This is a genomic window from Kutzneria sp. CA-103260 (assembly GCF_018263855.1).
In the GTDB taxonomy this organism is placed as follows: Bacteria; Actinomycetota; Actinomycetes; order Mycobacteriales; family Pseudonocardiaceae; genus Kutzneria.
Genome location: NZ_CP073318.1, coordinates 5,841,326 through 5,867,220, shown reverse-complemented (window position 1 = coordinate 5,867,220; position 25,895 = coordinate 5,841,326). Strand labels below are relative to the sequence as shown.

General features: G+C 70.3%; 24 protein-coding genes. 16 read left to right on the top strand and 8 right to left on the bottom strand.

The annotated features are described in order from the left end of the window. Nucleotides 1-30 precede the first annotated feature (30 nt). Nucleotides 31-954, bottom strand: coding sequence for an alpha/beta fold hydrolase (locus tag JJ691_RS25610; RefSeq protein ID WP_249227007.1), 924 nt, complete (start codon nt 952-954; stop codon nt 31-33). Between the two features lie 103 nt (nt 955-1,057). On the opposite strand from JJ691_RS25610, the gene JJ691_RS25605 reads away from it, so the two are divergent. Continuing rightward, a complete protein-coding gene (locus JJ691_RS25605; protein ID WP_211762195.1) occupies nt 1,058-1,828 on the top strand; it encodes a crotonase/enoyl-CoA hydratase family protein in 771 nt (256 codons plus the stop codon). Between the two features lie 283 nt (nt 1,829-2,111). Here the strand turns inward: JJ691_RS25605 and JJ691_RS25595 are convergent, their stop codons facing one another. After that, nucleotides 2,112-2,678, bottom strand: a complete 567-nt coding sequence (locus JJ691_RS25595) for a TetR family transcriptional regulator (RefSeq protein ID WP_211762194.1) — start codon at nt 2,676-2,678, stop codon at nt 2,112-2,114. A gap of 96 nt (nt 2,679-2,774) precedes the next feature. Here JJ691_RS25595 and JJ691_RS25590 point away from each other — a divergent pair, with 96 nt between their 5' ends. After that, entirely contained in the window at nt 2,775-3,539 is a 765-nt protein-coding gene (locus JJ691_RS25590; RefSeq protein WP_211762193.1) for an SDR family NAD(P)-dependent oxidoreductase, read from the top strand. Nucleotides 3,540-4,151: 612 nt separating this feature from the next. On the opposite strand, the gene JJ691_RS25585 is transcribed toward JJ691_RS25590, so the two are convergent. Together JJ691_RS25585 and JJ691_RS25580 are read right to left on the bottom strand one after the other, a co-directional pair. Next, nucleotides 4,152-5,426, bottom strand: coding sequence for an ISL3 family transposase (locus JJ691_RS25585; RefSeq protein ID WP_211762192.1), 1,275 nt, complete (start codon nt 5,424-5,426; stop codon nt 4,152-4,154). A 143-nt stretch (nt 5,427-5,569) separates the two neighbouring features. Then, on the bottom strand, nt 5,570-7,045 hold the full coding sequence (locus JJ691_RS25580; RefSeq protein ID WP_249227006.1) for a glycoside hydrolase family 3 protein: 1,476 nt from the start codon (nt 7,043-7,045) through the stop codon (nt 5,570-5,572). A 132-nt stretch (nt 7,046-7,177) separates the two neighbouring features. On the opposite strand from JJ691_RS25580, the gene JJ691_RS25575 reads away from it, so the two are divergent. Continuing rightward, the gene (locus JJ691_RS25575) at nt 7,178-8,086 is read left to right on the top strand and encodes a class A beta-lactamase-related serine hydrolase (RefSeq protein ID WP_249228270.1); all 909 of its coding nucleotides are present in this window, start codon (nt 7,178-7,180) and stop codon (nt 8,084-8,086) included. 94 nt (nt 8,087-8,180) lie between these two features. Next, complete coding sequence (locus JJ691_RS25570; RefSeq protein WP_211762191.1) at nt 8,181-9,788, top strand: GMC oxidoreductase; 1,608 nt, start codon at nt 8,181-8,183, stop codon at nt 9,786-9,788. A gap of 157 nt (nt 9,789-9,945) precedes the next feature. Here the strand turns inward: JJ691_RS25570 and JJ691_RS25565 are convergent, their stop codons facing one another. From JJ691_RS25565 to JJ691_RS25550, 4 genes are all read right to left on the bottom strand, one after another. Further along, the gene (locus JJ691_RS25565; protein WP_211762190.1) at nt 9,946-10,458 is read right to left on the bottom strand and encodes an RICIN domain-containing protein; all 513 of its coding nucleotides are present in this window, start codon (nt 10,456-10,458) and stop codon (nt 9,946-9,948) included. A gap of 299 nt (nt 10,459-10,757) precedes the next feature. Then, nucleotides 10,758-11,711: a LysR family transcriptional regulator gene (locus JJ691_RS25560; RefSeq protein ID WP_211762189.1), complete on the bottom strand. Its 954-nt coding sequence runs from the start codon at nt 11,709-11,711 to the stop codon at nt 10,758-10,760. 13 nt (nt 11,712-11,724) lie between these two features. Continuing rightward, complete coding sequence (locus tag JJ691_RS25555) at nt 11,725-13,242, bottom strand: MFS transporter (protein WP_211762188.1); 1,518 nt, start codon at nt 13,240-13,242, stop codon at nt 11,725-11,727. Next, nucleotides 13,239-13,841: a flavodoxin family protein gene (locus JJ691_RS25550; RefSeq protein WP_249227005.1), complete on the bottom strand. Its 603-nt coding sequence runs from the start codon at nt 13,839-13,841 to the stop codon at nt 13,239-13,241. Before JJ691_RS25550 ends, JJ691_RS25555 begins: the two co-directional genes overlap by 4 nt. 321 nt (nt 13,842-14,162) lie before the next feature. Here JJ691_RS25550 and JJ691_RS25545 point away from each other — a divergent pair, with 321 nt between their 5' ends. Genes JJ691_RS25545 through pcaB form a run of 12 tightly spaced genes read left to right on the top strand, consistent with a single transcriptional unit; the run spans nt 14,163 to nt 25,861 of the window. After that, on the top strand, nt 14,163-14,966 hold the full coding sequence (locus JJ691_RS25545; protein ID WP_211762187.1) for a 2-amino-3,7-dideoxy-D-threo-hept-6-ulosonate synthase: 804 nt from the start codon (nt 14,163-14,165) through the stop codon (nt 14,964-14,966). Further along, nucleotides 14,963-16,045: a 3-dehydroquinate synthase II family protein gene (locus JJ691_RS25540; protein WP_211762186.1), complete on the top strand. Its 1,083-nt coding sequence runs from the start codon at nt 14,963-14,965 to the stop codon at nt 16,043-16,045. Before JJ691_RS25545 ends, JJ691_RS25540 begins: the two co-directional genes overlap by 4 nt. A 3-nt stretch (nt 16,046-16,048) precedes the next feature. Then, complete coding sequence (locus JJ691_RS25535; protein ID WP_211762185.1) at nt 16,049-17,413, top strand: class I adenylate-forming enzyme family protein; 1,365 nt, start codon at nt 16,049-16,051, stop codon at nt 17,411-17,413. Nucleotides 17,414-17,443: 30 nt separating this feature from the next. Beyond that, complete coding sequence (locus JJ691_RS25530; protein WP_211762184.1) at nt 17,444-17,722, top strand: acyl carrier protein; 279 nt, start codon at nt 17,444-17,446, stop codon at nt 17,720-17,722. Then, nucleotides 17,719-17,964 (top strand): phosphopantetheine-binding protein, encoded by a 246-nt coding sequence (locus tag JJ691_RS25525; RefSeq protein WP_211762183.1) that lies wholly within the window; start codon nt 17,719-17,721, stop codon nt 17,962-17,964. The genes JJ691_RS25530 and JJ691_RS25525 overlap by 4 nt, the downstream gene beginning before the upstream one ends. Continuing rightward, on the top strand, nt 17,961-19,079 hold the full coding sequence (locus JJ691_RS25520) for a beta-ketoacyl-[acyl-carrier-protein] synthase family protein (RefSeq protein WP_211762182.1): 1,119 nt from the start codon (nt 17,961-17,963) through the stop codon (nt 19,077-19,079). The genes JJ691_RS25525 and JJ691_RS25520 overlap by 4 nt, the downstream gene beginning before the upstream one ends. Then, a complete protein-coding gene (locus JJ691_RS25515; protein ID WP_211762181.1) occupies nt 19,076-19,576 on the top strand; it encodes a hypothetical protein in 501 nt (166 codons plus the stop codon). Before JJ691_RS25520 ends, JJ691_RS25515 begins: the two co-directional genes overlap by 4 nt. Beyond that, on the top strand, nt 19,573-21,237 hold the full coding sequence (locus JJ691_RS25510; RefSeq protein WP_211762180.1) for a class I adenylate-forming enzyme family protein: 1,665 nt from the start codon (nt 19,573-19,575) through the stop codon (nt 21,235-21,237). The genes JJ691_RS25515 and JJ691_RS25510 overlap by 4 nt, the downstream gene beginning before the upstream one ends. Nucleotide 21,238: 1 nt before the next feature. Further along, the gene (locus tag JJ691_RS25505; protein WP_249227004.1) at nt 21,239-21,736 is read left to right on the top strand and encodes a hypothetical protein; all 498 of its coding nucleotides are present in this window, start codon (nt 21,239-21,241) and stop codon (nt 21,734-21,736) included. A 2-nt stretch (nt 21,737-21,738) separates the two neighbouring features. Continuing rightward, entirely contained in the window at nt 21,739-22,659 is a 921-nt protein-coding gene (locus JJ691_RS25500; protein WP_211762179.1) for an NAD-dependent epimerase/dehydratase family protein, read from the top strand. Then, nucleotides 22,656-24,527 (top strand): FAD/NAD(P)-binding protein, encoded by a 1,872-nt coding sequence (locus JJ691_RS25495; RefSeq protein WP_249227003.1) that lies wholly within the window; start codon nt 22,656-22,658, stop codon nt 24,525-24,527. The genes JJ691_RS25500 and JJ691_RS25495 overlap by 4 nt, the downstream gene beginning before the upstream one ends. Next, nucleotides 24,524-25,861 carry a 3-carboxy-cis,cis-muconate cycloisomerase gene (gene pcaB / locus JJ691_RS25490; RefSeq protein WP_211762178.1) on the top strand — a complete coding sequence of 446 codons (1,338 nt, stop codon included), beginning with the start codon at nt 24,524-24,526 and terminating at the stop codon, nt 25,859-25,861. Before JJ691_RS25495 ends, pcaB begins: the two co-directional genes overlap by 4 nt. The last annotated feature ends 34 nt before the right edge of the window (nt 25,862-25,895 follow it).

Below are 25,895 nucleotides of genomic sequence, written 5' to 3'. Positions count from 1 at the left end.
CAAAAATCCAGGCTACGCCCGGACATCGATTCAGAGCCCCTTCAGGAACTCCACCAGAGCGGCGTTGACCTCATCCGGACGCTCCTGCTGCGTCCAGTGGCCGCAGCCCTCCAGGTCCACCACGCCCCGCAGGTTCGGCGCCAGCTCCGGCAGCTTCTCGATGAAGTCCGGCGCGCCGAAGGAGCGGACCACGTCCTTGGTGCCGGTGAAGTACAGCGCGGGAGGGGTGATCTTCGCCTCGGCCCAGGCCGCGGTCAGCTCCCAGTTCCGGTCGATGTTGCGGTACCAGTTGAGGCCGCCGGTGAAGCCGTTGCGCTGGTACTGCTCGGTGAACGCGTCGAGGTCGGCCTCGGTCAGCCAGGACGGCAGCGTCTCCGGGTACGGCATCGAGTCCAGGAAGCCGGTGTTCTCCCCGTTCGACGGGCTGACCGTGCCGTCGCCGGAGGCGGCGACCAGGAAGCGGCGGAAGGTGTCCTTGATGTCCCGCCCCAGCTCGGCGTCCGCGACGCCCGGCTCCTGGAAGTAGATCTGGTAGAAGCCCTTGCCGAAGCGCTGCTCCAGCAGGCCTAGCGGCTTGGCCGGGGCCCGGCGGGTCGGCGGCACGCTCAGGCCGGCCACGCCGCGGATGATGTCCGGGCGCAGCAGCGCCGTGTTCCAGGCGACGGGGGCGCCCCAGTCGTGGCCGACGACCACGGCCTCCCGCTCGCCGAGGGCGTGGATCAGGCCGACGACGTCCCCGACCAGGTGCAGCAGCGTGTACTGGTCGATGGCCTCGGGCCGGTCGGTGCCGGCGTAGCCGCGCTGGTCCGGGGCGACGACGTGGAAGCCGGCGTCGGCCAGCGGCTGGAACTGGTGCCGCCAGGAGTACCAGCTCTCCGGGAAGCCGTGCAGCAGCAGGACCAGCGGTCCCGTCCCCTGCTCGGCGATGTGCATGGTGAGACCGTTGACGCTCACTTCGCGATGATTGACCACCCGGCCAGTATGCCGGCACTTGCGGAACTCGACCGTCTCGGGTTGAGTATTGAGTCTCAAAGTAAAACCCAGCCGGGAGGGTTCGATGTCGGTCACCGTGGAACGCCGGGAGCACCTGCTGCTGATCGGGCTGGACCGGGTGGACAAGCGCAACTCGTTCACCACGGACATGCTGGCCGAGCTGGCCGCCGCCTACGGCGAACTGGAGCGGGACCCCGACGTCCGGGTGGGAGTGCTGTTCGCGCACGGCGACCACTTCACCGCCGGCCTCGACCTGGCCCAGGTCGCGCCCACCCTCAACGGCTCCGGCCTCACCTTCGCCGAGGGATCGATCGACCCCTTCGGCATCACCGGTCCCGCGCGCACCAAGCCGCTGGTCGCCGCCGCCCAGGGCTGGTGCCTGACGCTGGGCATCGAGCTGCTGCTGGCCTCCGACGTGCGGGTGGCCGCCGAGGGGACCCGGTTCGCCCAGATCGAGATCCAGCGCGGCATCTACCCGTTCGGCGGGGCCACCGTGCGGCTGCCCCAGGTCGCCGGCTGGGGCAACGCCATGCGGTGGCTGCTCACCGGCGACGAGTTCGACGCCGCCGAGGCCTATCGCATCGGGCTCGTGCAGGAGGTCGTGCCGCTCGGGCAGCAGGTCGACCGGGCCGTCGAGCTGGCCAGCCGCATCGCCGCCCAGGCTCCGCTCGGCGTCCGTGCCACCCTGGCCTCCTCGCGGGCCTCCCTCGACGACCCCGCCGGGGCCCTCTCCCGCCTCGCCCCCGACCTTCAGCCCTTGCTGACCAGCGCCGACGCCGCCGAGGGCGTGCAGTCCTTCATCGAACGCCGCAAGGCCGTCTTCACCGGGAAGTAGTCGGCGCGTCCGGCAGGGTCAGGCTCGGCGGGGTAGGCGCTCTGTTTTCGGCCGGCGCTCGCAGAACAGCCACCCGCAGACGACTCCGGCGATCAGCCCGATCAGGTGCGCCGGCCAGCTGATCGTCGGGTCGCTGTGCTTTTGCCGCGCGTTCCGTGCGATTCAACGGTGTCCGCGGCCGGCCTCGCCTCACTTACCACGCGATCATCCCAGGCAGCTCGCTCGTTCTCGTTGATCTTGTCACCGTGCCGGGTCTCTGACCTGCGCGATCACGCCGAACGAATCACGTGACAGGGCGCGCGATGCGGGTCACGGCGGCAACGACCGCTTCGCGGTGTGCGGCGATCCGCCGGGGATCGTCGGGGTTCGCGCCGTCCGCCTTGAGCAGGCCGACCGGTGTCAGATACCAGGCCTGCGACACCGCGTAGATGAAGACGAGGAGGTCGACAGCGGTCAGCGGAGCGGCATCGGCACCGGCCAGCGCGGTGGTCTTGGCAAGGTAGCTCTCCAGTGGCTCGGACGCCGCTTCGGGACGCTCGAGCTGAGCCCACATGTTGATTCGCAGGGCGGCGGGTTCGGCGCGGTGGTAGTCGAACAGGTCGCCCGCCCAGCCGGGGAGATCCTCCGGGCGGGGAGCGACCTTCGCGGCCATCGACTGGATCGCGCTGGTGAGCGCGGCATCGAAGAGCCCGTCCTTGTTGTCGAAGTAGGCGTAGATCATCCGAACGTTGGAGCCGGCCTCCCGCGCGATGCGCTCGATCCTGCCGCCGGCCAGGCCGTGCTCGGCGAACTCGGTCACGGCTGCCTCGAGGATCCGGGCCTTCGTTGCTTGGCTGTCGCGTGCGGGCATGCGGTGGTCCTGTCTCGGCGCGGTCGGTTGACAGTGGGATGAGCCGGCTCCTAGTGTACTAGTAAATCAATACTTACTTACCTTGGGAGTCGGTCGATGTCGGAACAGCGAATCGCGCTGGTCACGGGGGCGAGCCGGGGGATCGGCCGTAGCGCCGCGTTCGCCCTGGCCAGGCGTGGCGTCAAGGTCGTCCTCACCTATCGGGAGGGCTCGGCGGGCGCCGACGAGGCCGTCCGAATGATCGAAGCGGCGGGCGGTGACGCGTTCGCGCTGCCTCTCGACATCAGCGACGCCGAGTCGTTCGGAGCCTTCACGGCGGAGCTGCTCGACGCCCTTCGGCGTCGATGGGGAACCACGAAGCTCGACATCCTGGTGAACAACGCCGGCATCGGGTTGTTCGGCCTGTTGGAGGACGTCACGATCGAGAGCTTCGACGCGCTGGTCGGGACGAATTTCCGCGGCACGTTCTTCTTGGTCCAGGCGCTTGCGCCGCACATCGCCGACGGTGGTCGTGTCATCAACGTCTCCACCTCGATGACCCGCCACGTCAGCCCGGGCACGTCGGTCTACGCCGCGTCGAAGGCCGCGGTGGAGGCGTTCTCCCGCAGCTTGGCCGTCGAGCTGGGCCAGCGAAACATTCGGGTCAATGCGGTCGCGCCCGGCCCGAGCGCCACCGACTTCAACGGCGGCGCCATGCGCGACGACGTGGAACTGCGCGGGACGTTGGCCGCGCGGACCGCACTCGGCCGGGTCGGCAAGCCCGAGGAGATCGGCGACGCGATCGCCGCGATCGCCTCCTCTGCGGACCTCCGCTGGGTCACCGCGGAACGCCTGGAGGTTTCCGGCGGGGCGTTGCTCTAGGCCCGAAGCCGTCGACGGTCGCGGTCGCGGACACCGTGACAGCAAGGTAGGCCCGCGGCTTGCCGGCTGGACCGGGCGGTGATCGCCGGGCGGACGCCGTTCGAGGGCGCGATTGCGCTTGGGCACGAGCGCCGACAGGGTCGTCGACCCTGTGCCGGTGTTCAGCGACCGCCTGACGTTCGACTCCCTTCCGGAGACGTTGCCCGCACTGCCCGAAAAACCGCTCGTCATCTACTGAGCGAGCCAGAGCGCGTGGTCCTTGACGAGGGCGCGGAAGCCGTCGTCCTTCCGCGAGTTCCCCATCGAAGATCGCCCGCACGCCGAAAGGGCGCGGACGAGGCCGGGCACGGTCCGCCGGCTGTGGACAATCCCGGCGAGCTGCGGCGCCATCGGGTCGTCGACCTCGGCGGGCATCAGATGGGCCAAGGATTGTCGACAACGTCCCGGACGTCGGAAACGACCGAGACGGTGAGATCGACTTGCCGGGCGGAGGTGAGGGCGTTGCCCAAGAACTCGGCGGCTTTCGCCACATGTGCGCCACATGTGGCCTCTGGAGTCGAATGTGGGCCACATGTGGCGAAAATGCGGCTCTTGGTAGGGATGTGTGGGTGGTTACCGGCCTGGCAGGGTCGGTCGGTAACCACCCAGAGCGAGCAGTGCCAGCGAGATCAGAGCTTCGGGGCGTTTGAAGCCGAAGGCCATCCGGGTGAGCAGCCGGATCTTGGTGTTGGTGGACTCGACCAGTGCGTTGGACAGCCCGTGATCGAGGCTGGCGTGGATGGCGGCGAGTTCGGCCCGGACGGTCCGCCCGAGCTTGACGAACTCCGGTATCCGGCACCGCGCGACCCAGGACAGCCACCGCCGCAAGGCATGCTTGCCGTCCTGGCCGCCGACCGCGAAGACGTACCGGAGCCCCTCTTTGAGCAGGTAGGCCCGATAGAGCCGGGGGTCGGCCTTGGCGATCCAGTCCAGCGTGACCTGCTGCTTGTCGGTGAGGTTCTCCGGGTTCTTCCACAGCGCCCACCGTGCTCGTTTGAGCCCTCGCGCCGCCCCGGCCGACGCGGCGCGGCCCCGGCGATCCCGACCACTGCCACCCGGACTGCGACGCAGGGCGTTCCACGCTTGGCGCCGCACCGCGTCCAACGCGTCAGTGGCCCACTTGACCACGTGGAACGGGTCGGCGCAGCGGATCGCGGTCGGGCAGCGCTGTTCGACCACGCGGGCGATCCAGGCCGCGGCGTCCGCGGACACATGGGTGATCTGCGCGCAGCGCGCGGGCCCCAGCAGCGTGAAGAACTGGGTCAATGTCTGTTTGTCGTTGCCGGGCGCGGCCCAGACCAGCCGCCCGGTGTCGTGATCGACAACGATGGTGAGGTACTTGTGGCCTTTCTTGTAACTGATCTCGTCGATCCCGATCCGACGCAACCCCGCCAGCCGGTCCACCTCGGCGTCGATGTCGGCCCGGACCCGGGTGATGATCGAGCCGACGGTGGGCCAGGCGATCCGCATCAGCTGCCGCACCGTGGTCTTCGAGCAGGTGGTGGCCAGCCAGGCCACGGTGTCGTCGAAGGCCCGGGTGTGTCCGGCGCCGTGACGGGCCCAGGGCACCGCGGCGACCACGACGCCATGCTCGGCACAGGCCACCCGGGGCGCGTCGGCTTCCACGACCGCGCGCACGGTCCCCAGGTCCAGCGCCCGCCATCGGCGTCGTCCCTGCCCGGTGTCGTACCCGGGGCAGCGGCGCTGGCAGATCCCGCATCGGCCACGATCACGCCTGCGGGCTCGGACCGAAGCGACGAACACCTGCTCGTGCTCGTCGAACGCGACTGTCTCCACGACCGCGGTGGGCAAGCCCAGCAGCCGACCCCATACCCTGGTAGAGGGCACGTCGTTCTCCGTCTATGCAGTTTCTGTTCCTCGACAGCTCAGAAACCTAGACGCTGCACCGGCGTGCCCTTCTGCTACCTGGGCATACCCACCCACACATCAGTACGAAGAGCCGAAAAAGCGGGGGTGGGGGAGGGGGAGAGTCAGCCGGCGAGGACTTCGGCGGCGGCTTGGCCGGTGACCTTGGTGGCGCCGTGGGTGGCGAGGTGGAAGGCGCCGCGGGTGGGGCCGTCGGGCAGGCCCATCTCGACGACGCCGGCGTCGGGACGTTCGGCCAGCACGCGGTCGAGGGCGGTGCTCATCCACGGATGGCGGTGCGCGTCGCGGACCACGAGCACGAGGGGCCGGCCGGCGGCGGGGGCGAGGTCGACGGCGGCGTCGGCGGGGGTGAAGACAGCGACGGTGGTGCCGGGCATGAGCTCCGTCAGGGGAGCGCCGAGGCCCCACGGGGTGGAGCTGTCGACGGCCTGGTTCATCTGGGGCCGGAACTCGACGACGTGCGGGGCGGCGGCCAGCGGCAGGGACCGCTCGCCGGGGGCGACGGTGACGCGGATGGCCCGGCGGGCGGCCTCCAGGCCGATCTCGGGGTCGGCGGCGGAGTCGTCGGTGACGGTGCCGACCCACGACGCGAGGGCGGCGACCCGGTCGGCGGCCTCGCGCAGGCGGGCCTCGGGCAGCTCGCCGGAGACGACGGCGTCGACGAGCGCGTCCCGCAGGGCGGTGGCGGTGTCCTCGTCGCACAGCCCGCCGCCGACGCAGAGGGCGTCGGCCCCGGCGGCGATGGCCAGCACGGCGGCCCCGGTGAGCCCCCACCGGTCGGAGACGGCCTTCATCTCCAGGGCGTCGGTGACGAGCAGGCCGTCGAAGCCCAGTTCGGTGCGCAGCAGGTCGACGAGGATCCGCCGGGACAGCGTGGCCAGCAGCTCGGTGTCGTAGGCGGGGACCATCAGGTGCCCGCACATCACGGCCTTCACGCCGGCGTCGAAGGCGGCCCGGAACGGCGGCAGCGCGATGTCGGCCATCTCCGACACGGAGGCGGCGATCTCGGGCAGGGCGAGGTGGGAGTCGACGCCGGTGTCGCCGTGCCCGGGGAAGTGCTTGACGCACGCGGCGACGCCGGCCGACTGGAGGCCGCGGATCCAGGCGGCGGTCTGCCGGGCGACCAGCGTGGGGTCGGAGCCGAAGGAGCGCACGCCGATGACCGGGTTGTCGGGGTTGGAGTTGACGTCCCCGCTCGGCGCGTAGTTGAGGTTCACGCCCACGGCGGCCAGGTCCTGGCCGAGGCCGCGGGCCAGCTCGGTGGTCAGCGCGGCGTCGTCGACGACGCCGAGGGCCAGGTTGCCGGGCCGGGTGCTGCCGGTGGCGAACTCCAGCCGGGTGACGTCGCCGGCCTCCTCGTCGATGGCCACCAGCACGTCGGGCCGGTGCTCGCGCAGCTGCGCGGTCAGCTCGGCGACCTGCTCGGGGGAGGCGATGTTGCGGGAGAACAACACGGCGCCGCCCAGGCCCTCGTCCAGCCGGCGGCGCAGCCAGTCCGGGGCGGCGGTGCCCTCGAAGCCGGGCTGGAGCACGGCGTCGGCCAGGCGGAGCAGCTCGGGGCTGCGTTGTGCGATGGTCACCGGCGTTGCCTCCCCAGCGGGAATGTCACTGATATTTATTGGACTAGACCAATATTGGCCAGGCTTTCACAGTGTGCCCGGCCCGTCAACATCCACGAGTCACGCGCCCATTAGCCTGCGTACGTGATCCGAATGGCCGCGCGCGCCGGCGCGCTCATGCTCGCTGCCCTTGTCCTCGCCGGGTGCGGCGGCGCGGGCGTGCCCGAGTCCGCGCTGCCGCCGATCACCGCCAGCATGCAGGACGTGGCCACCGCGCAGAAGCCCGCCACGACCACGACCACAACGACCTGTCTGGCCCCGGGCACGGACTTCGACTGCGACCTGCGCCAGCGCATCCAGCAGGTGCAGGACTACATCGCCAAGCGGCCGGGCACAACGGGCATCGTGCTGCGGGACCGGCAGACCGGACAGGTGTGGCGCAACGACAAGGCCGACACCCTGGTCTGGACCGCCTCCACGATCAAGCTGGCCATGACGGTCAACCTGTTCCTGCGGGACAAGGCCGGCCAGATCACGCTGACCGCCGCGGACCGCGACCTGATCCAGCGCATGCTCAACAGCTCCGACGACAAGGCTGCGGACACGCTCTGGTTCAAGTACGCCGGGGCCGACCACATGACGTTCAACAACGCCTTCCCGACCTACGGCATGACCTCGCTGCAGCCGCAGAAGGGCTTCAGCAACTTCTATCCCTACTGGGGATTCCAGAAGTGCACGCCGGACGACCTGGACGCGCTGATCAACTACGTGCTGACCAAGCTGCCGGCCGACACGCGCGACTACATCACCGGGCAGCTGCGGGCGGTCGCGCCGGACCAGCAGTGGGGCGTGTGGGCGGCCGGCCCGGCGGCCCAGCCCGGCAACAAGGACGGCTGGTCGCAGGAGCAGGGCGGCTGGGTGATGAACACCGTCGGCTTCGTCGGACCGGACGCCCGCTACACGTTGGCCGTGATGAACAGCCTCAACGGGCAGGGCGGCTACGACGACGGCCAGGAAACGGACAACCAGGTCGCGAAGATCCTTTTCAACGGCCGGTTCTGAAACACGTTCTTGATCAATAGACGGCGATAAACGGCCTCATATTCATACATTCGGCCGCGTTGGTGAAACGTGTTCTAGCGTCATCATGTGACGCATGCGCACGACAACGATGTCTCGCAGGCGGATGCTCGGGCTGACCATGCTCGGCGCCGCCGCTGCTGCCGGTGCGACCGTCGTCGCCCCACGGGTCGCACGCGCGGCCACCAGTTCCTACGTCCCCGCGGTGGTGGTCGGGAGCGGCTACGGCGCCTCGGTGTCGGCCCTGCGCCTGGGCGCCGCGGGCGTGCCGACCCTGATGGTGGAAATGGGCCAGCTGTGGAACACGCCCGCCGCCGACGGAAACGTGTTCTGCACGATGATCAATCCGGATCAGCGGTCGATGTGGTTCAAGACGATGACCGAGGCGCCGCTGGACAGCCTGCTCTGGCTGCCGGTGATCAACAAACCGATCAGCTCCTACGCCGGCGTGCTGGACCGGGTCGACTTCCCCAACATGAAGGTCTACTGCGGCCGGGGCGTCGGCGGCGGCTCCCTGGTCAACGGCGGCATGGCCGTCACCCCGACCCGCGACTCCTTCGCCGACATCCTGCCCGGGGTCGACGCCGACGAGATGTACTCCACCTACTACCCGCTGGCCAACCAGATGCTCGGCGTGAACAGCGTGGACCAGAACTGGTGGAACACCACCGACTGCTACCAGTTCGCCCGGGTCGGTCGGGACGACGCGGCCAAGGCCGGCTTCGCCACCTCCTTCGTGCCCAACGTGTACGACTTCAACTACATGGAGCAGGAGGCGCTGGGGCAGGTGCCCAAGTCGGCGCTGAACTGCGAGGTCATCTACGGCAACAACCACGGCAAGCGCAGCCTGGACAAGAGCTACGTGCCGGCCGCGCTGGGCACCGGCAACGTCACCCTCAAGACGCTGACCAAGGTGACCTCCATCGGCCGCAACGCCGACGGCACCTACGCGGTCAACATGTCCACTGTGGACACCCTCGGCAACACCACCTCGTCGCAGACGGTGAACTGCAAGTACCTGTTCCTGGCGGCCGGTTGCCTGGGCACCATGCAGCTGCTGTTGCAGGCCCGCGACACCGGCGCGCTGCCGGGGATCAGCGCGCAGTTCGGCCAGAACTGGGGCCCCAACGGCAACATCATGACCGCCCGGGCCAACTGGAAGCCCACCGGCTCGGTCCAGGCCGGCATGCCCACGCTCGGCATCGACGCCCGCAACCAGGCGGTGCCGGTGTTCGCCGAGATCGCCCCGATGCCAGCCAACCTCGAGCTGTACATCAGCCTGTACCTGGCCATCACCAAGAGCCCGGAGCGCGGCTCGTTCAGCTACGACCCGGCCAGCGGGCAGGCCAAGCTGACCTGGGGTCCCAGCCAGAAGGACTTCGCCGAGAACGCCGCGCGCACGCTGTTCGACAAGGTCAACGCGGCCAACGGCACCATCTACCGGTACGACCTGTTCAGCGGCAACCGGGCCTTCGGGGACGACTTCTGCTACCACCCGCTGGGCGGCGCGGTGCTGGGCAGCGCCACCGACCTCTACGGCCGGGTGCCCGGCTACCCGGGCCTGTACGTCAACGACGCCTCGCTGATCCCGGGCTGGACCGGGGTCAACCCGTTCGTCACGATCACCGCCCTGGCCGAGCGGAACATGGCCAGGGTGATCGCGGCCGACGGCCTCACGAGCTAGGCCGACCGCGACCGCGCCTTCGCGAACGTATTTCTCGGCGCGTACCGGATTGCGGTCAGAATTGAGGAGAGCCTACCTGAACGGAAATTGCTCACCTGAACAACGTGAAGCGTGTCTCGCGTGGGTCAGTGGACCCGCGCGAGACACGCCTCTCGGATTATCGGCGGATCCGCCATTGTTGGTTGGTGCCGCCGTTGCACTTGAACTGCTCGATGCGAGTCCTGTCGGCGGTGCTGAAGCCGGGCACGTCCAGGCACTTGCGGCTGTTGACGTTGACTACTTCGTAGGCCTGGCCGACGGCCTTCAGTCGCCATTGTTGGTTGGTGCCGCCGTTGCACTTGAACTGCTCGATGACGGTCTTGTCGGCGGTGCTGAAGCCGGGCACGTCCAGGCACTTGCGGCTGTTGACGTTGATGATCTCGAAGGCCTGGCCGACGGCCTTCAGCCGCCATTGTTGGTTGGTGCCGCCGTTGCACTTGAACTGCTCGATGGCGGTCTTGTCGGCGGTGCTGAAGCCGGGCACGTCCAGACACTTGCCGCTGTTGACGTTGATCGCCGTGGTGGCTGCCACGTCGGGCGGAGCGGCCGCGTTGGCCGCTGCCGGCTGCGCCACCCCGATCGTCAGTGTCGCCAGCAATCCCACCACGAATCCGCCAGCAATAACGAACACTGCTCCTCCTTCGACGAACTCCTGACGCCACAACATGTGTTTCACACTGCAGGGAGTCTCGAAGAAAACAACGGGAAAATCGTCGTACTGTCGTGGTGGACAGTCAAGGGGCCGCAAAGCGGGATGACGCGTCATTGGCGACTACTCGCCATCTCGGTCGTATAAGTCCACGCGGTTCGACCGTTGGCTACTTGATTAACGAATCAAATTTCGTTCGAGCTCAGGGGGCGAGGCCCACTGCCGCCATCGACTCGGCCCGCGGACGGTCTCGCACCGCCCTCCACCCCCACCTGGCGACGTCACGAACCGGCTTCCGCCTCCCACCACGCGGCGTACACCGGGTGGTCGTGCACCAGGGTCTGGTAGCGCTTGACCACCTTGGCGTGCACCAGATCGGCCAGCCCGGCCACCGGCGAGCTGGGCCGCCACACCAGCTGCATGGTGCGCTGCAACGGATTGCCGACCAGCGGCCGCAGCACCATGCCGGGAACCGTGACGGCACTGGGGTAGAACGCGGCGATGGCGTGCCCACATCGGACCATCATCGCCGCGGTCGCCATGTCCGCGCCCCGGTGCCGGCAGCGCGGCGTGAAGCCGGCCTCCTCACAGGCCAGCCGCAGCGCGGTGGTCAGCCCGGACAGCTTCTCGTTGGGCAGCACCCAGTCCTCGTCGGCCAGGTCGGCCAGCCGCAGCGCCATCCGGTCGGCCAGCCGGTGCGAGGCCGACAGCCCGATGTAGGCGGTCTCGTTGACCAGATTGCGGCTGTGCAGGCCGGGCGGCAGCTGGATCGGCACCGAGGGCTGCTGCCCGCACACGGCGACGTCGAAGCCGGCCGTCTCCAGGGCTTCGTTGATGGTCTCGGGAGTGTGCGCGATCTGGGTGACCTGCTCGCGGTCGGGCAGCAGCTCGCGCACCGCGCCGGCCAGCATCGGGGTGATCGGGCCGAGCGGGCCGACCACGTGGATCGCCGCGGCCGGCTCGTCCTGCACGGCCAGCACCTTGGCGCTCTCCACCAGGTCGTCGAACTGGGCCAGCACGTCCCGCGCCCGCGCGACGACGTGCTCGCCCAGCTCGGTGAGCGCGACCCCGCTGGTGGTGCGCCGGAACAGCGCCCCGCCCAGCTCCTGCTCGATCCGCTGCACCTGCGCGGTCAGGCCGGACTGGGCGATCCGTAGCTGCGTGGCCGCCCGGCTGATGCTGCCGGCGTCCGCCACCGACCGGATCACCTGGAGATGCCGCAACTCGACCTGCATGGTTTTGTTCCCCTTAGTCGGATTTGCCACCCAGACACACGGCGATCAGGACCAGCCCGCCCAGGCCGACCACGGCGCTCGCGCCCGCGGTGACCCGCATCGCCTGCAGAAACGCGGAGGTGGCGGCCTCCGCCAGTTCGGGCCGACCGGCCGCGCGGGCGACGGCCAGCGCCGCCTGCGTCGAGCCGAGGGCCTGGTGGGCCTGTCCGTCGGACAGCCCGGCCAGTGCCGGTCTCAGCCCGGATCGGTACCAGGAACTGAGAATCGTGCTGCCGACGGCGGTGCCGAGCGTGCCGCCGAACTGCCGCAGCCCGGACGTGACGGCCGAGCCGGCGCCGCTGCGCTCGGCCGGCAGGTCGCCCATGGCGGCGTTGGTCGCCGGCACCACGACCGTGCCCATGGCGAAGCCCTGGACCAGGATCATCAGTCCGAAAAGGACAACCGGGGTGTGGGCGTCGAAGACCAGATAGCACGCGAGCGTGCCGATGGTGACGATCATGCCGACGGAGGCCACCGACCGCACCGAGAAGCGCCGCACCAGGGCCGGGGCCCAGAGGTTGCCGGCGAGGATGCCGACCGCGGTCGGCGCGATGGCCAGCCCCGCGCCGAGCGGGCTGAGCCCCAGCACGTCCTGGAGATAGAAGGACGCGTAGAAGAGCTGCCCGGTGATGCCGAAGAAGGCCACCGTCAGCACTAGCCCGCCGCCGGCGAACCGCCGCCGCAGGAACAGCCGGACGTCGAAACTCGGGGCCGGGGAACGGCTCTGCTGCACGGCGAACGCCGCCAGCGCGACGATGCCGGCGACCAGCGGGACCAGCACCGACGGTGAGTCCCAGCCGACGTCGCCGCCGATCTGGATCACGCCGTAGACCAGGCCCAGCAGCCCGCCGAAGGACAGCGCCAGCCCCGGCCAGTCCAGCGGTCGCCGCTGCGCCACGTGCAGCCGCGGCACCCACAACGCGATGCCTGCCAAACAGATCGCGGTCACGGGCACGTTGAGCAGGAACACCGAGCCCCACCACAGGCGGCTCAGCAGCAGTCCTCCGACGATCGGACCGATGGCCAGGCCGACCGCGGCCGCGGAAGCCCAGATCGCCACCGCCTTCGGCCGCTGCGCCGGCTGCGAGGCCCGCAGCGCCAGCGACAGCGTGGCCGGCGTGATCAGCGCCGCGCCCACGCCCATCGCGCCGCGGCTGAGCACGAGTTCCAGCGGTGTCACGGAAAACGCCGCCAGCGCCGACGTGACCATGAACACCAGCAGACCGGTGCACAACGCCCATCGCGGCCCGAACCGGTCGGCCAGCGCGCCGCCGGCGAACATCGCCGCCGCGTAGACCACGGTGTAGGCGCTGATCGCCCAGGCCAGCTCGCCGACGCCGGCGCCGAGCCCGGAAACCGGGTCGGCCAGCGTCTTCACGGCCAGGTTGAGCACCGAGCTGTCCATCGCCGCCACCGTCTGCGCGAGCACGGCGACCCCCAGCACGGCCGCCCAGGTACGCGGCCGCACAACGGGATTCTCGGTGACAGTCACCGCACGGGGGCGAGCGCCGCACGGCCGGCGACGAAGATCGTCGCCTGTTCGGCCACGCGTCGGCCCAGGTGTTCGGCGGTGGCCAGGTCGGCGGCGTGCAGCTCGTCGGTCCGGGTGCCCAGCAGCGACTGCGCCGCCGCGCCGTCGTGGAAGCCGAGCCGGTTGATGTCGTGTTCGCTGCCCCGCAAGGAGTTCCAGCCCGACTTCAGTCCCAGGTTGACCCAGGTCATGCCGTGTTGCGCGGCCAGCGTCTGGAAGTAGCGCAGGGTCGAGGACTTGTCGCCGTGCTTGTCGGCCGAGTTGGTGAAGCCGGCGGCCAGCTTGTCCAGCCAGACCTGGCGCAGGAAGCGCTTGGACGTGCTCTCGGCGAACTGGTGGAACGCGGTCGAGGCGCTGCCCATGTAGGTGGGCGCGCCGAACACGATGGCGTGCGCGCCGTCCAGTGCCGCCCAGCCGTCCTCGTCGATCGTGTCCACGCTGACCAGCGTCGATTCGCAGCCGCTCACCGATGACGCGCCCGCGTGCACGGCGCCCGCAAATCCGGCGGTGTGCCCACTGCCCCCGTGGAAGGCCACCGCCAGCTTGACGGAAATTGCCACGATCGACTCCGATCATGTGGAGAATATGTGACTCGTGAGCCCAGTCGGCCCGCGCGCAGCCATGTTAGCGATGCTCGGCTAGGTCAACCATAGGCCGTCTGCCTGCGTGTACTTCCCACATGTTGACACTTGACCAACCGTGCGCCCGCTCATAGCAGACCCTCTTCAAAGTCTCATCAGAGTTCTCCCTAGCGGTCATCGGAACAATCTCTGGGGGTGGACATAACTGCGAAGTTATCGCGAGGTGTTAGTTGTCCGACCCTTCTTTCGGCGTCAACCATTCAATGGATCCCCGAACCGTATGAACAGGAGGTGCGCATCGTGGCCGATCCCGGGAAGGCGTTCCGCACCCGGCGCCTGTCGCGCGCCGGGGACGGCCGGCACCTTTTCGTCCCGCTGGACCACAGCGTGTCCGACGGGCCGGTGGTGCCCATGCAGGACTGGGACGAGCTGATCCGGGCGGTCGTGCTCGGCGGGGCCGACGCCATCATCGTCCACAAGGGACGGATGCGGGCCATCGACCCCAGCCTGCTCGAGGACTGCGCGCTGGTCGTGCACCTGTCCGCCGGCACCTCGCACGCCGCCGACCAACACGCCAAGGTGCTCGTCGGCGACGTCGAGGACGCGCTGCGGCTGGGCGCGGACGCCGTCAGCGTGCACGTGAACATCGGCTCCGACACCGAGGCCAAGCAACTGGAAGACATGGGCATGGTCGCCGGTCAGTGCCACGCCTGGAACGTGCCGCTGATCGCCATGGCCTACGCCCGCGGTCCCCGCATGGCCAGCTCCTTCGACCCGACCGTGCTGTCCCACGTGGTGAACATCGCCGCCGACCTCGGGGCCGACCTGGTCAAGACGTCGATGGCGCTGCCGGCGGAGCGGATGGCCGAGGTGACCGCCAGCTGCCCGATCCCGGTGCTGGTGGCCGGCGGTCCGGCCGCCGACGCCGACCCGGACGGCGACGGACTGGTCGACTACGCCCGCGCCGCGCTGGACGCCGGCTGCGCCGGACTCGCCGTCGGCCGCCGGATCTTCACCTCCCCGACTCCCCGCTCCCTGATGAACAAGCTCGCCGCCGTGCTGCACCCGGCCCAGGCCGCCGCCCGACTCTTGGAGACAGCGTGAAATTCGCTTGGATCGACCTGCGCACCGTCGCCCCCCAGCAGCTGGAGGCCGTGGTCGCGGCCGCGGTGCACGCCCGGATCGCCGGCGTGGTCTCGGACGACCCGGCGCTGCTGGCGACCCTGCCGCCGACCGTGCGGAAGGTGTTGCTGGGCCCGGAATCCGGTGCGGCTGACCTGGTCACCGTGAACGTCGACGACGCCGACCAGCTGGACCGGCTGATCGCCACCGGCCACACCGGCTCGGTGTTCGTCGAGGTCCGCGACGACCGCACGCTCCGGCTGGCCTGCACCGCCGCGGCCAGGCTGCCGTGGACCATCGTCAGCTTCACCGACCCGACCAAGATCCCGCTGGAGATCGTGATCGCCGCGGCCGACGCCGCCGACGGCAAGCTGATCTGCGTGGTCGGCGACATCGAGGAAGCCACCATCGTGCTGGACGTCCTCGAACACGGCTCGGACGGCCTGCTGCTCGCGCCCCGCGACGCCAACGAGGTCTTCCAACTGTCCCGGCTGCTGGAGGCCGGCACCCAGGACCTGACCCTGAGCACGCTGACCGTGGACCGCATCGAGCACGTCGGCCTGGGCGACCGGGTGTGCGTGGACACCTGCTCGCACTTCGAGCAGGACGAGGGCATCCTGGTCGGCTCCTACTCCTCCGGCTACATCCTGTGCGTCAGCGAGACGCATCCGCTGCCGTACATGCCGACCCGGCCGTTCCGGGTCAACGCCGGCGCGCTGCACTCCTACGTGCTCGGCCCGGACAACCGCACCAACTACCTGTCCGAGCTGCACTCCGGCAGCACCGTGCTCGCGGTCAACACCGAGGGCAGGACCCGGCGGGTCGTCGTCGGCCGCGCGAAGCTGGAATCCCGTCCGCTGCTGCAGATCACCGCGCACTCGCAGGACGGCGTCGAGGTGAGCCTGACCGTGCAGGACGACTGGCACGTGCGGGTGCTCGGCCCCGGCCCCAAGGTGCGCAACGTCACCGAGCTGGAGCGGGGCGACGAGCTGCTTGGCTACATCGCCACCGACAAGCGGCACGTCGGCCTGCCGATCGGCGAGTTCTGCAAGGAGAGCTGAGCCATGCAGCTCGTGTCCGACCTGTTGGCCCTGCATCCCGACGACCTGCCGTACCTCATCGCCGATCACGTTGTGACGCATGGGGAACTGCGGGAGGCGGTGGAGCAGGAGACGGCGCTGTTCGCCTCCGCGGGCGTGCGCGAGGGCAGCACGGTGGCGCTGCAGGTGCCGCCCAGCTTCACCCAGATCGAGGTCCTGCTGGCGTTGTGGCGCCTGGGCGCGCAGGTGATGCTGGTGGACCACCGGCTCAAGCCGGCCGAGGTCGAGCAGCTGCGGGCGCTGTGCCGGCCGCAGCTGGTGGTCCGCGCCGGCGCGGCCGGCTGGTCCCGGCTGAACTTCCGGTCGCGGCACGAACTCGTGACGGAGAAGCGGTCCGACGGCCTGCCGGCCAGCACCGCGCACCGGCTGATCCAGTTCAGCTCCGGCTCCACCGGGCGGCCCAAGGTGGTCGGCCGCACCGAGGAGTCGATCGTCGCCGAGATCCGCCGGTTCAACCAGCTGGCCGGCATGCCGGCGCTGGGGGAGCGGGTGCTGCTGCTCAGCTCCACGGCCCACAGCTTCGGGCTGATCGCCGGCCTGCTGCACTCGCTGTACGCCGGTGTGGGCGTGGTGTTCTCGCCCAGGGTGGCGGCCGGGGACATCCTGCGGGCCGCCGCCGAGCACGAGGTCAGCGGGATCTTCGGGGTGCCGTTCCACTACGAACTGCTTGCCACCGCGGAGAATCCGCCGCTGCTGCCGTCGCTGCGGTGCGCGGTGTCCGGCGGCGAGCTGATGCCGCCGGCCGTGGCCGACCGGTTCCACGAGGTGTACGGGGTGCGGGTCGGCGAGTCCTACGGCACCACCGAGACCGGCGTGATCGCCATGGACGTCAGCGGTCGGCTGCGGCCCAGCGTCGGGCCGGCGACGCCGGGTGTGTTGCTGCGCATCCAGAACGGCGAGGTGGAGGTGCGGCTGCCGGCGACGCCGTACCTGACCGAGGACGGCCAGGACCGCTACGTGGACGGCTGGCTGCGCACCCGGGACCGGGCCGAGCTGACCGTGGACGGCACGGTCCGGCTGCTCGGCCGGGGCGACTCGCTGGTGGTCATCGGCGGCCTCAAGGTCGACCTGACCGAGATCGAGGACGTGCTGACCCGGCACGGCTCGGTGGCCGAGGCGGTGCTGGTGCACGGCGAGGTCATCGAGGCCTATGTGTCCACAGTGGACGAGAAGCTGGCCGCCGAGGACCTGGTCCGGTGGTGCGCCGAGCACCTGGCCGACTACAAGCTGCCCAAGCTGGTGCGGGTGCTGCCCCGGCTGCCGCGCACCCCCAACGGCAAGCTCATCCGCGACCGCGGCGCGCTGCGGGCCGCGGCCCTGGTCTCCTGATTCCCTTTGCCCGAGAGGACGAGTACGAACATGACCGCGACCACGCTGACCGAGGCCGACGTGCGCGACTGGGTGCTGACCACCCTGATCGGCGAGATGAACGTGCCGATCGACCGGGACAAGGTCACCGACGACAGCCCGATCGGCACCAGCGGCATCGACCTGGAGTCGCTCAGCCTGGTCGAGCTGACGCTGCGGCTGGAGCGCGAGTACGACGTGAAGATCCCGGACACCGACATCGAGGCGATCGGCGCGATGACCCTGGGCCAGCTGGCCGCCGACATTGTGCGCCGCAAGGCCGCCCAGTGACGGAACAGGACGTCCGGGAGCTGCTGGCCGATCCCCGGATCTTTCCCGACCTGCCGGCGGACCTGGCCGCCGACGCGGAGCTGGTGATCGACTCGATGGCCCTGGTGTGGCTGCTGCACCAGGTCAAGGCCCGCTTCGGGGTCGACGCCGACCCCGAGGACGAGGACCTGGACGAGTTCACCTCGGTCGCGCGGATCACCGCCTACCTGAACCGCGGCCCACAGAACGTCGGTTCGGCATGACCGGCGGGGTCGTCGTCACCGGGTACGGCGTGTTCACGGCGTTCGGCTGGGGCGAGAAGGCGTTGCGGGACGGGGTGTTCACCGGCACCCAGGTGTTCGCGCCGGCGCGCCGGTTCGACCCGACGCCGTTCCGGACGCCGATGACCGCCGCCGCGGCCGGCGACCCCGAGCTGGTCGACGTGCTCGGCGGCTGCGCCGACGACGCGGTGGACATGGCCGGCCTGCCGTCCGGCGCCGATGCCGCGGTGCTGCTCGGCTCGGCCGGCGACTGGAAGTCGGTGACGCGGTTCTCCCGGGGCCAGGCGTATGCGCCGGGGCCCGACATTCCCGGTGTCCTGGCCGGGATGTTGGCCGACCGTGTGGGTTTCCGGGGGCCGCGGATGGCGTTCACCAACGCCTGCGTGGCCTCGGCGACGGCGCTGATCCACGGCTGGCGGCTGATCGCCGCCGGCCGGCGGGAGGCGGCCCTGTGCGCCGGCGCGTACCTGGTGGAGGAGGAGAACATGGCCAAGTTCGACTCCGGCCGGGCCTTCTCGAAGGACGGCGTGATCCGCCCGTTCTCCGGGGACAGAACCGGTTTGCTGCTGGGTGACGGCGTCGCCGCGATCGTGTTGGAGTCCGAGGAGCACGCCCGTCGGCGTGGCGCCCAGGTGCTGGCCCGGATGACCGGGTTCGGTGTCGCCTCGGACGCCTACCACATCGCCAAGCCCCATCCCGAGGGCCGGGGCATCACCTCGGCCGTGCGGCAGGCGATGCGCCGGGCTGGAGTGTCCGAAGTGGACTACGTCAACGCGCACGGCACGGGAACGCCGTTGAACGACGGCGCGGAGACCAACGGCCTGCGGGCGGCGCTGGGCTCGGACACCCCGGTCAGCTCGACCAAGAGCACCACCGGCCACATGCTGGAGGCCTCCGGGGCGGTGGAGTTCGTGGTGTCCCTGCTGGCTCTGCTTGACGGCGTGCTGCCGCCCACGGCCGGGTACACCACCCCGGACCCGGCCTGCGATCTCGACTACGTGACTGAGGGTCCGCGGCGCGCGCAGGTGCGTCGAGTGCTGTCGCTCAATGCCGCGTTCGGCGGCATGAACACCGCGATCCTGCTGGAGCGGCCATGATCACCGTTGCTCGGGCCGTCACGTCCGGCGAGCTGGAGCCGGTGCCCGGCTTCATCGAGTCCGCGTTCAACCCGCTCGTCTACCACGCCGCCGTGGCATGCCTGCGGGGCCGGGAGTTCGACGGCTCCCGGCTGGCCGTGGTCGTGTCCAGCCTGATCGGCGACGCCACCACCACCGGCCTGGCCAGCCGGCTGCTGGTCAACCGCCAGGTGCACAACGCCATCCTGTTCATGCAGGCCACCACCAACGCCGTGCTGGGCTTCCTCAGCCGCGAGCTCGACCTGACCGGGCCGCTGCTCAGCGTGTCCACAGTGGACGAGGATCCGCTGGACACCGCCGAGCTGCTGCTCACCGACCCCGAACTGGACGCCGTGCTGCTGCTCACCGTCGAGCTGGCCGCCGACGAGCGCACCACGGCCGTGTACCGGCTGCTCGGGCGCACCCCACCGACTACCGACGGCGCGTCAGCGCTCCTGCTGGAAAGGGACCCGCAGTGATCACCAAGGAAGAGCGCGCCCGCATCGCGGCGGACACCGAGCTCGGCGCAGGCAACGTGCTGCACCGCATCAAGGAGTACGGGCGACCGCTGGACGAGCCGGTGCTGTGGACCGACGGCACTTGGACGGCCCCGGACGGCAGCCGGCCCGAGGTGCTCACGCTGGGCCAGCTGTACGAGATCGTGGAGGCCTACGCCGGTTTCTACGCCAGCAAGGGCATCAAGCCGCGTGACGTGGTCGGCGTGCTCACCGCCTCCAGCACCGAGTTCGCCGTCAACTTCATGGCGGTCAACTCGCTCGGCGCCATCCCCTCCTTCGCCAACGCCAAGCTGCGCCCCGAGATCGCCCGCGAGTACATCCGCCGGCAGGGCGCGTCCGGCGCGGTCACCGACGCCGACCGGCACGAAACCCTGGCGTCGGGCGAACTCGGCTTCGTGATCACCTCGGCCGACGTCAAGCCCGAGCACCGGGACCACCTGCCGGCCACCGGCTGGCCCTACCGGCACGACAAGACCGACCCGATCATCATCTCGCACTCCTCCGGCACCACCGGCATGCCCAAGGCCGTGCCGCACACCCACGAGACCCTGCTCTACGCGCAGCTGCACCGGCTCAAGCTGTCGGTCGGCGGCTCGATGGGCCGGCTGCTGGTCGCGTTGCCCGGCAACCACAACGCCGCCATGTCGGTGATGATGTTCGGGCTGCTGCTGGGCTCGCCGGTGATGCTGCTGTCCAGCCAGAACGGGCACGACGTGCTCGACGCCGTGCAGAAGTTCAAGCCCACCACGGTGTTCGGCTTCTCCGGCACGTACGCCCAAATGGCCACGGCGGATCTGTCCAAGTGGGACACATCCAGCATCGAGGCCTACTACAACACCGGCGACGCCGCCCACGAGGCCCACATCCGGGTGCTGGTCGGGCTGGGCAGCCACGAGGAGATCGGCCGCGACCTCAAGCCGCACCGGGTGCCCGGCTCGGTGTTCACCGACGGCCTCGGCTCCTCGGAGACCGGGTACTCCATCTTCCACAACGGACACAAGCCGGGCAGCGCCTCGTTCGGCCGCTGTATCGGCAAGCCGATGAGCTTCGCCCAGGCCGCCGTGCTGTCCGAGGACGGCCGGCCGCTGCCGGCCGGGGAGGTGGGGCGGCTCGGTGTCAAGTCCCCGACGCTGACTCCCGGATACTGGAACGACTCCATCACCTGGCACCGGCTGCGGCTGGGCGGCTACTGGCTCACCGGCGACCTGGCGACCCAGGACGCCGAGGGCAACTTCTACCACCTGGACCGGGCCCCGGACGCCATTCGCACCAGGAACGGCATCGTCTTCAGCACGCGCACGGAGGAACTGCTGCTGGCCAACCGGCCGGAGCTGGTGGACTGCACCGTCACCGCGATCGTGGAGGACGGCGTGCAGGCCGACTGGGACGGCGACGGAGTCGGCGACGCGTACGTGTTGCTGCAGTTCGCGGGCGCGCAGGACCCGGCCGAGGACCTGACCGCGTGGGTCAACGACGTGTTGGCGCAGCACGGATTCCCGCCCGTGACGCGGGCCCTGCGCATGGACTACAGCGATGTCACCGTCGGCGTCACCGGTAAGGTGCTCAAGCGCGTCATGCGGGAACGCGCCAAGGAGTTGGTCGCCCGTGCCGAGGAGAAGTGACGTGACCGCTCCGATGGAGGTGTACCGGCTGTGGTGGCTGCACGACGCCCGCTGGTACCAGGGCGTCGCCAGCCGCTTCGGCCAGGAGGTGGCCAACGAGGTCAACGCCGAGGCGATGCGCTTCGTCGCCACCCGGGTGGGGAAGCAGGTCGCGCGGGCCCACGGCGAGCCGTTGGCCCAGGCCGATTCGGCCACCCTGGCCAAGCTGTACGAGCGCTGCGCCGACATCATGTTCCCGAACGAGCTGCGGGACGGCGGTGTCACCGCGCTCGACGACGAGCTGCTGGAACTGACCATGCGGCAGAACTTCGCCGTGGTGATGGTCCGGATGGCCGGCTCGCTCGATGGATATCAGTGCCCGTGCACGGAAATCCACGCCGGCTGGTCCGAGGGCCTCGGTGTGGTGCTGACCGAGAACAGGGCGACCGGCTGCCTGCGGTTCGGGGATCCCGAGTGCCGTCTGCTGATGCGGGTCGCCAGCGCTGGAGAGGGGAACTGACCATGCGGGTGCTGCTGGCCGGCGCCACCGGGGTGATCGGCCGCGAGCTGCTTCCCCTGCTGCGCAAGGCTGATCACCACGTCACGGCATTGGTCCGCGGGTCCGCCCCGGACCTGGAGGCCGACGCCGTGGTCGCCGCCGACCTGCTGGACGCGCCGGCGGTGGCGGCCGTCGTCGCCGCCGCGCGGCCGGAAGTCGTTGTGCACCAGGTGACCGCGCTGCGGCCGGTCAGCGGCGACACCCGCTGGGAGGTGTTCGAGCGGACCGCCGAGGTGCGCCGGGTCGGCACCGCCAACCTGGTCGAGGCCGCCCAGGAGGCCGGGGTGCGGCGGATCGTGGCGCAGAGCATCGCCTTCGCCGCCGCGCCGGTCGGTGGCCCGGTGGTGGACGAGGACGCGCCGCTCTATGTGGACGCTCCTGACGCCACCTGGGCCACCACCGTGCAGGCCGTGGCCGACCTGGAGCGGACCGTGCTCCAGGCCCGGGAGTTGGCCCCGATCGTGTTGCGCTACGGCAGTTTGTACGGTCAGCACACCCTGTACGACGCCAACGGCACGATCGGCCAGGCGGTGCTGCTCGGCCGGCTGCCGCTGGTCGGCGACGGGGCCGGGCTGACGTCGTTCGTACACGTACGAGATGCGGCGCTGGCCGCCGCGCAGGCGGTCGAGCACGCCGCCACCGGCGTCTTCAACATCGTCGACGACGAGCCGTCGCCCGCGTCCTCCTGGGTGCCCGGCTACGCCGAGCTGCTCAAGGCCCCTGAGCCCAAACGGATTCCCGTCGAACTGGGGGAGCGGTTGCTCGGTTGGTACGGTGCGTACCAACAGACTCGACAGCGTGGCGCCGACAACGCCAAGGCTCGGATCCAGCTGGGGTGGCAGCCGACCGTGCCCAGCTGGCGGGATGGAGTGTGCCTGCCGTGAAGATCTGCGTCATCGGCGCCGGCCCGCGCGGGACGTCCGTGCTGGAGCGGATCATCGCCAACGCCGCCGGACCGGTCGACGTGCACCTGGTCGACCCGTTCCCGCCCGGCGCCGGCAATGTGTGGCGGATCAACCAGTCCGACACGCTGCTGATGAACACCGTGGCGTCGCAGGTCAGCCTGTACACCGACGAGAGCGTGGCGCTGGAGGGCCCGGTCGTGCCGGGGCCGAGCCTGTACCAGTGGGCCAAGGCCATCGCCGGCGACCAGTACCCGGACCAGGTGCTCACCGAGGCGTCCCGGCTGGGGCCGGACTCGTACCCGACCCGGGCGATTTACGGCTACTACCTGGAATGGGTGTTCACGCAGCTCGTCGCCAACGCCGGCGACGTGTCGGTGACCGTGCACCGTGGCACCGCCGTCGCGGTGGACGACCAGCCCGACGGCCGGCAGACCGTCCGGCTCAAGAGCGGGTCCACTGTGGACTCGGTGGACGCCGTTGTGCTGGCGCTGGGTCATGGGCCGGTGGCTCTCACCGCCGAGGAGATGTCCCTGCGGGACTTCGCCTCCGAGCGGGCGCTGACCTACATCCCGCCCAGCAACCCCGCTGACCTGGACCTGTCCCGGATCGAGCCGGGGGAGAAGGTCGCGCTGCGCGGGCTGGGGCTGAACTTCTTCGACTACCTGGCCCTGTTCACCGAGGGCCGCGGCGGTCGCTACGAGCGCACCGAGGACGGGCTGGTCTACCACCCGTCCGGCCTGGAACCCGCGCTGTACGCCGGATCCCGGCGGGGAGTGCCGCACCACGCCCGCGGCGAGAACGAGAAGGGCCCGGTGGGGCGACACGTTCCGCTGTTCCTGACGCCGCCGGTGATCGAGCGGCTGCGTCACTCCGGCCGGGTCCGGTTCATGCACGACGTGTGGCCGCTGATCGACAAGGAGGCCCGCGCCGTCTACTACTCGACGCTGCTGGCCGGCCGGCTGCTCCCGGCCCAGGTCGAGGAGTTCTCCCAGTTGTACGTGGAACTTCTGCGGGCCGACGGCGACGAATCCCCGCTGCTGGCCCGGTTCGGCGTGCGCGCCGACGAGCTGTGGAGCTGGGAGCGGATCGCCAAGCCGTACGGCGAGCAGGCGTTCAGCGACCAGGCCGACTACCAGCGCTGGCTGCTCGGCTACCTGCGCTCCGATGCCCGGGAAGCCAAGCGCGGCAACGTCTCCAGCCCACTGAAGGCCGCCCTCGACACGCTTCGCGACCTGCGTAACGAGATCCGCATGGTGGTCGACCACGGCGGCATCACCGGCAGCTCCTACCGTGACGAACTGGCCCGCTGGTACACGCCGTTCAACGCCTTCCTGTCCATCGGCCCGCCGCTGCGCCGCATCGAGGAGATGACCGCGCTGCTGGAAGCCGGCGTGCTCAGCGTGCTCGGCCCCGGCGTTCGCGTCGCGCTGGGCGAGGTGTTCCTGGTCGACGCCTCCTCCGTGCCGGCCCCGCCGATCGCCGTCACCACGCTCATCGAGGCCCGGATCCCTGACGTCGACCTGCACCGCAGCGCCAACCCGCTGCTGCGCTACCTCAAGGCCACCGGGCAGTGCCGGTCGTTCCACATCCCCGACGAGGGCGCCGAGTCCTTCGAGAGCGGTGGCATGGCCGTCACCGCGCGGCCGTACCGGGTGATCGACGCCACCAACCGGCCGCATCCCGCCCGGTTCGCCTACGGCGTGCCCACCGAGTACGTTCACTGGGTGACCGCCGCCGGCATCCGCCCCGGTGTCGGCTCCGTGACGCTGGAGGACTCCGACGCCATCGCCCGCGCGGCCCTGGCCGTCCGGACGACACCGATGGCGGGGGTTGGGAGACTCGCGTGAGCACCGATTCCGGTTTGCTGGCCCCGACCTGGGCCGGCACGCCCGCGGCCGCGGCCACCTCCGACGAGGCATGGCTGCAGGCCATGGTCGACGTCGAGGCCGCGCTGGCCCGGGCCCAGGCCCGGCTCGGCGTCATCCCCGACAGCGCCGCCAAGGCCATCTCCGCTGTCTCCGCTAATCAGCTCGACGTGGTGTCCCTGGCCGTCGCCTCCCGCGGCGCCGCCAACCCGGTCGTGGCCTTCGTGCCGGCCCTGATGAAGCTCGTGCCCGCCGACGTCGCCGAGTACGTGCACCGGGGTTCCACCAGTCAGGACATCCTGGACAGCGCCACCATGCTGGTCGTGCAGCGGGTCCGTGCCCTGCTGCTGGCCGACCTCCGCCGCTGCGCCGCCGCCCTCGCCGGGCTCTGCGTGCAGCATCGGACGACCTTGATCGCCGGCCGGACCCTGAGCCAGCACGCCGTGCCGACCACCTTCGGTCTCAAGGCCGCCGGCTGGCTCTCACTGGTCCTGGACTCCATCGACCGCCTGGAATCCCTTGTCCTGCCGGCTGAACTGGCCGGCGCCGCCGGCACCCTCGCCGCCTACGTCGAATACGGCCGGTTGTCCGAGGTTCAGGCGGGTGTTGAGTTGATCGCCCCCTTCGCCGAGGAGCTGGGTCTCGCCGAGCCCGTCGGCCCCTGGCACACGGCTCGTACCCCGATCATGGACGTCGGCAACGCCCTCCAGTTCGTCGCCGGCGCCCTCGGCAAGATCGGCATCGACGTGCAGGTGTTGTCCCGCACCGAGATCGGCGAGGTAGCCGAGCCCGCCGCGGACGGCCGCGGCGCGTCGTCGGCCATGCCCCAGAAGCGCAATCCCGTGCTGGCCACCCTGATCGTCACCGCCGCCCGCCAGGTTCCGGCCCAGGTTTCCGTGCTGGCCCAGAGCATGGTCGCCGAGGACGAACGCCCCGCCGGCGCCTGGCATGCCGAGTGGCAGACCCTCCGCGAAGCCCTCCGCCTGGTCGGCGGCTCGGCCTTCACCGCGGCCGAACTCCTTGAAGGGCTTGAGGTCTTTCCCGATCGCATGGCCGCCAACCTGGCCCGCTCCGACGGCGCCATCGTCAGCGAGCGATTGAACGTGGCGTTGGCCCCCGTATTGGGCAAGGCCGTGGCCAAGAAACTCCTCGGCGAGGCCTCCCGCGAGGCCGCCGCCTCCGGCAAGGCCCTGCGCGAGGTTCTCGTCGCCATGATCGAGGTCGACCTCCCATGGGACGATCTCCTCGACCCCGCCCAGTACATCGGCGACGCCCCGGCCCTGGTCGACCGCGTTCTCCAGCGCTACCAGGGCTGAGCCGGTCGAACAGCAGGGACCGGCCCTGGTCGAC

What these genes read in the sequence shown, in the direction of transcription:
- JJ691_RS25605 (WP_211762195.1), top strand. Translation starts at nt 1,058, where the DNA reads ATGTCGGTCACCGTGGAACGCCGGGAGCACCTGCTGCTGATCGGGCTG.
- JJ691_RS25595 (WP_211762194.1), bottom strand. Translation starts at nt 2,678, where the DNA reads ATGCCCGCACGCGACAGCCAAGCAACGAAGGCCCGGATCCTCGAGGCA.
- JJ691_RS25590 (WP_211762193.1), top strand. Translation starts at nt 2,775, where the DNA reads ATGTCGGAACAGCGAATCGCGCTGGTCACGGGGGCGAGCCGGGGGATC.
- JJ691_RS25575 (WP_249228270.1), top strand. Translation starts at nt 7,178, where the DNA reads ATGGCCGCGCGCGCCGGCGCGCTCATGCTCGCTGCCCTTGTCCTCGCC.
- JJ691_RS25570 (WP_211762191.1), top strand. Translation starts at nt 8,181, where the DNA reads ATGCGCACGACAACGATGTCTCGCAGGCGGATGCTCGGGCTGACCATG.
- JJ691_RS25560 (WP_211762189.1), bottom strand. Translation starts at nt 11,711, where the DNA reads ATGCAGGTCGAGTTGCGGCATCTCCAGGTGATCCGGTCGGTGGCGGAC.
- JJ691_RS25535 (WP_211762185.1), top strand. Translation starts at nt 16,049, where the DNA reads ATGCAGCTCGTGTCCGACCTGTTGGCCCTGCATCCCGACGACCTGCCG.
- JJ691_RS25530 (WP_211762184.1), top strand. Translation starts at nt 17,444, where the DNA reads ATGACCGCGACCACGCTGACCGAGGCCGACGTGCGCGACTGGGTGCTG.
- JJ691_RS25520 (WP_211762182.1), top strand. Translation starts at nt 17,961, where the DNA reads ATGACCGGCGGGGTCGTCGTCACCGGGTACGGCGTGTTCACGGCGTTC.
- JJ691_RS25515 (WP_211762181.1), top strand. Translation starts at nt 19,076, where the DNA reads ATGATCACCGTTGCTCGGGCCGTCACGTCCGGCGAGCTGGAGCCGGTG.
- JJ691_RS25500 (WP_211762179.1), top strand. Translation starts at nt 21,739, where the DNA reads ATGCGGGTGCTGCTGGCCGGCGCCACCGGGGTGATCGGCCGCGAGCTG.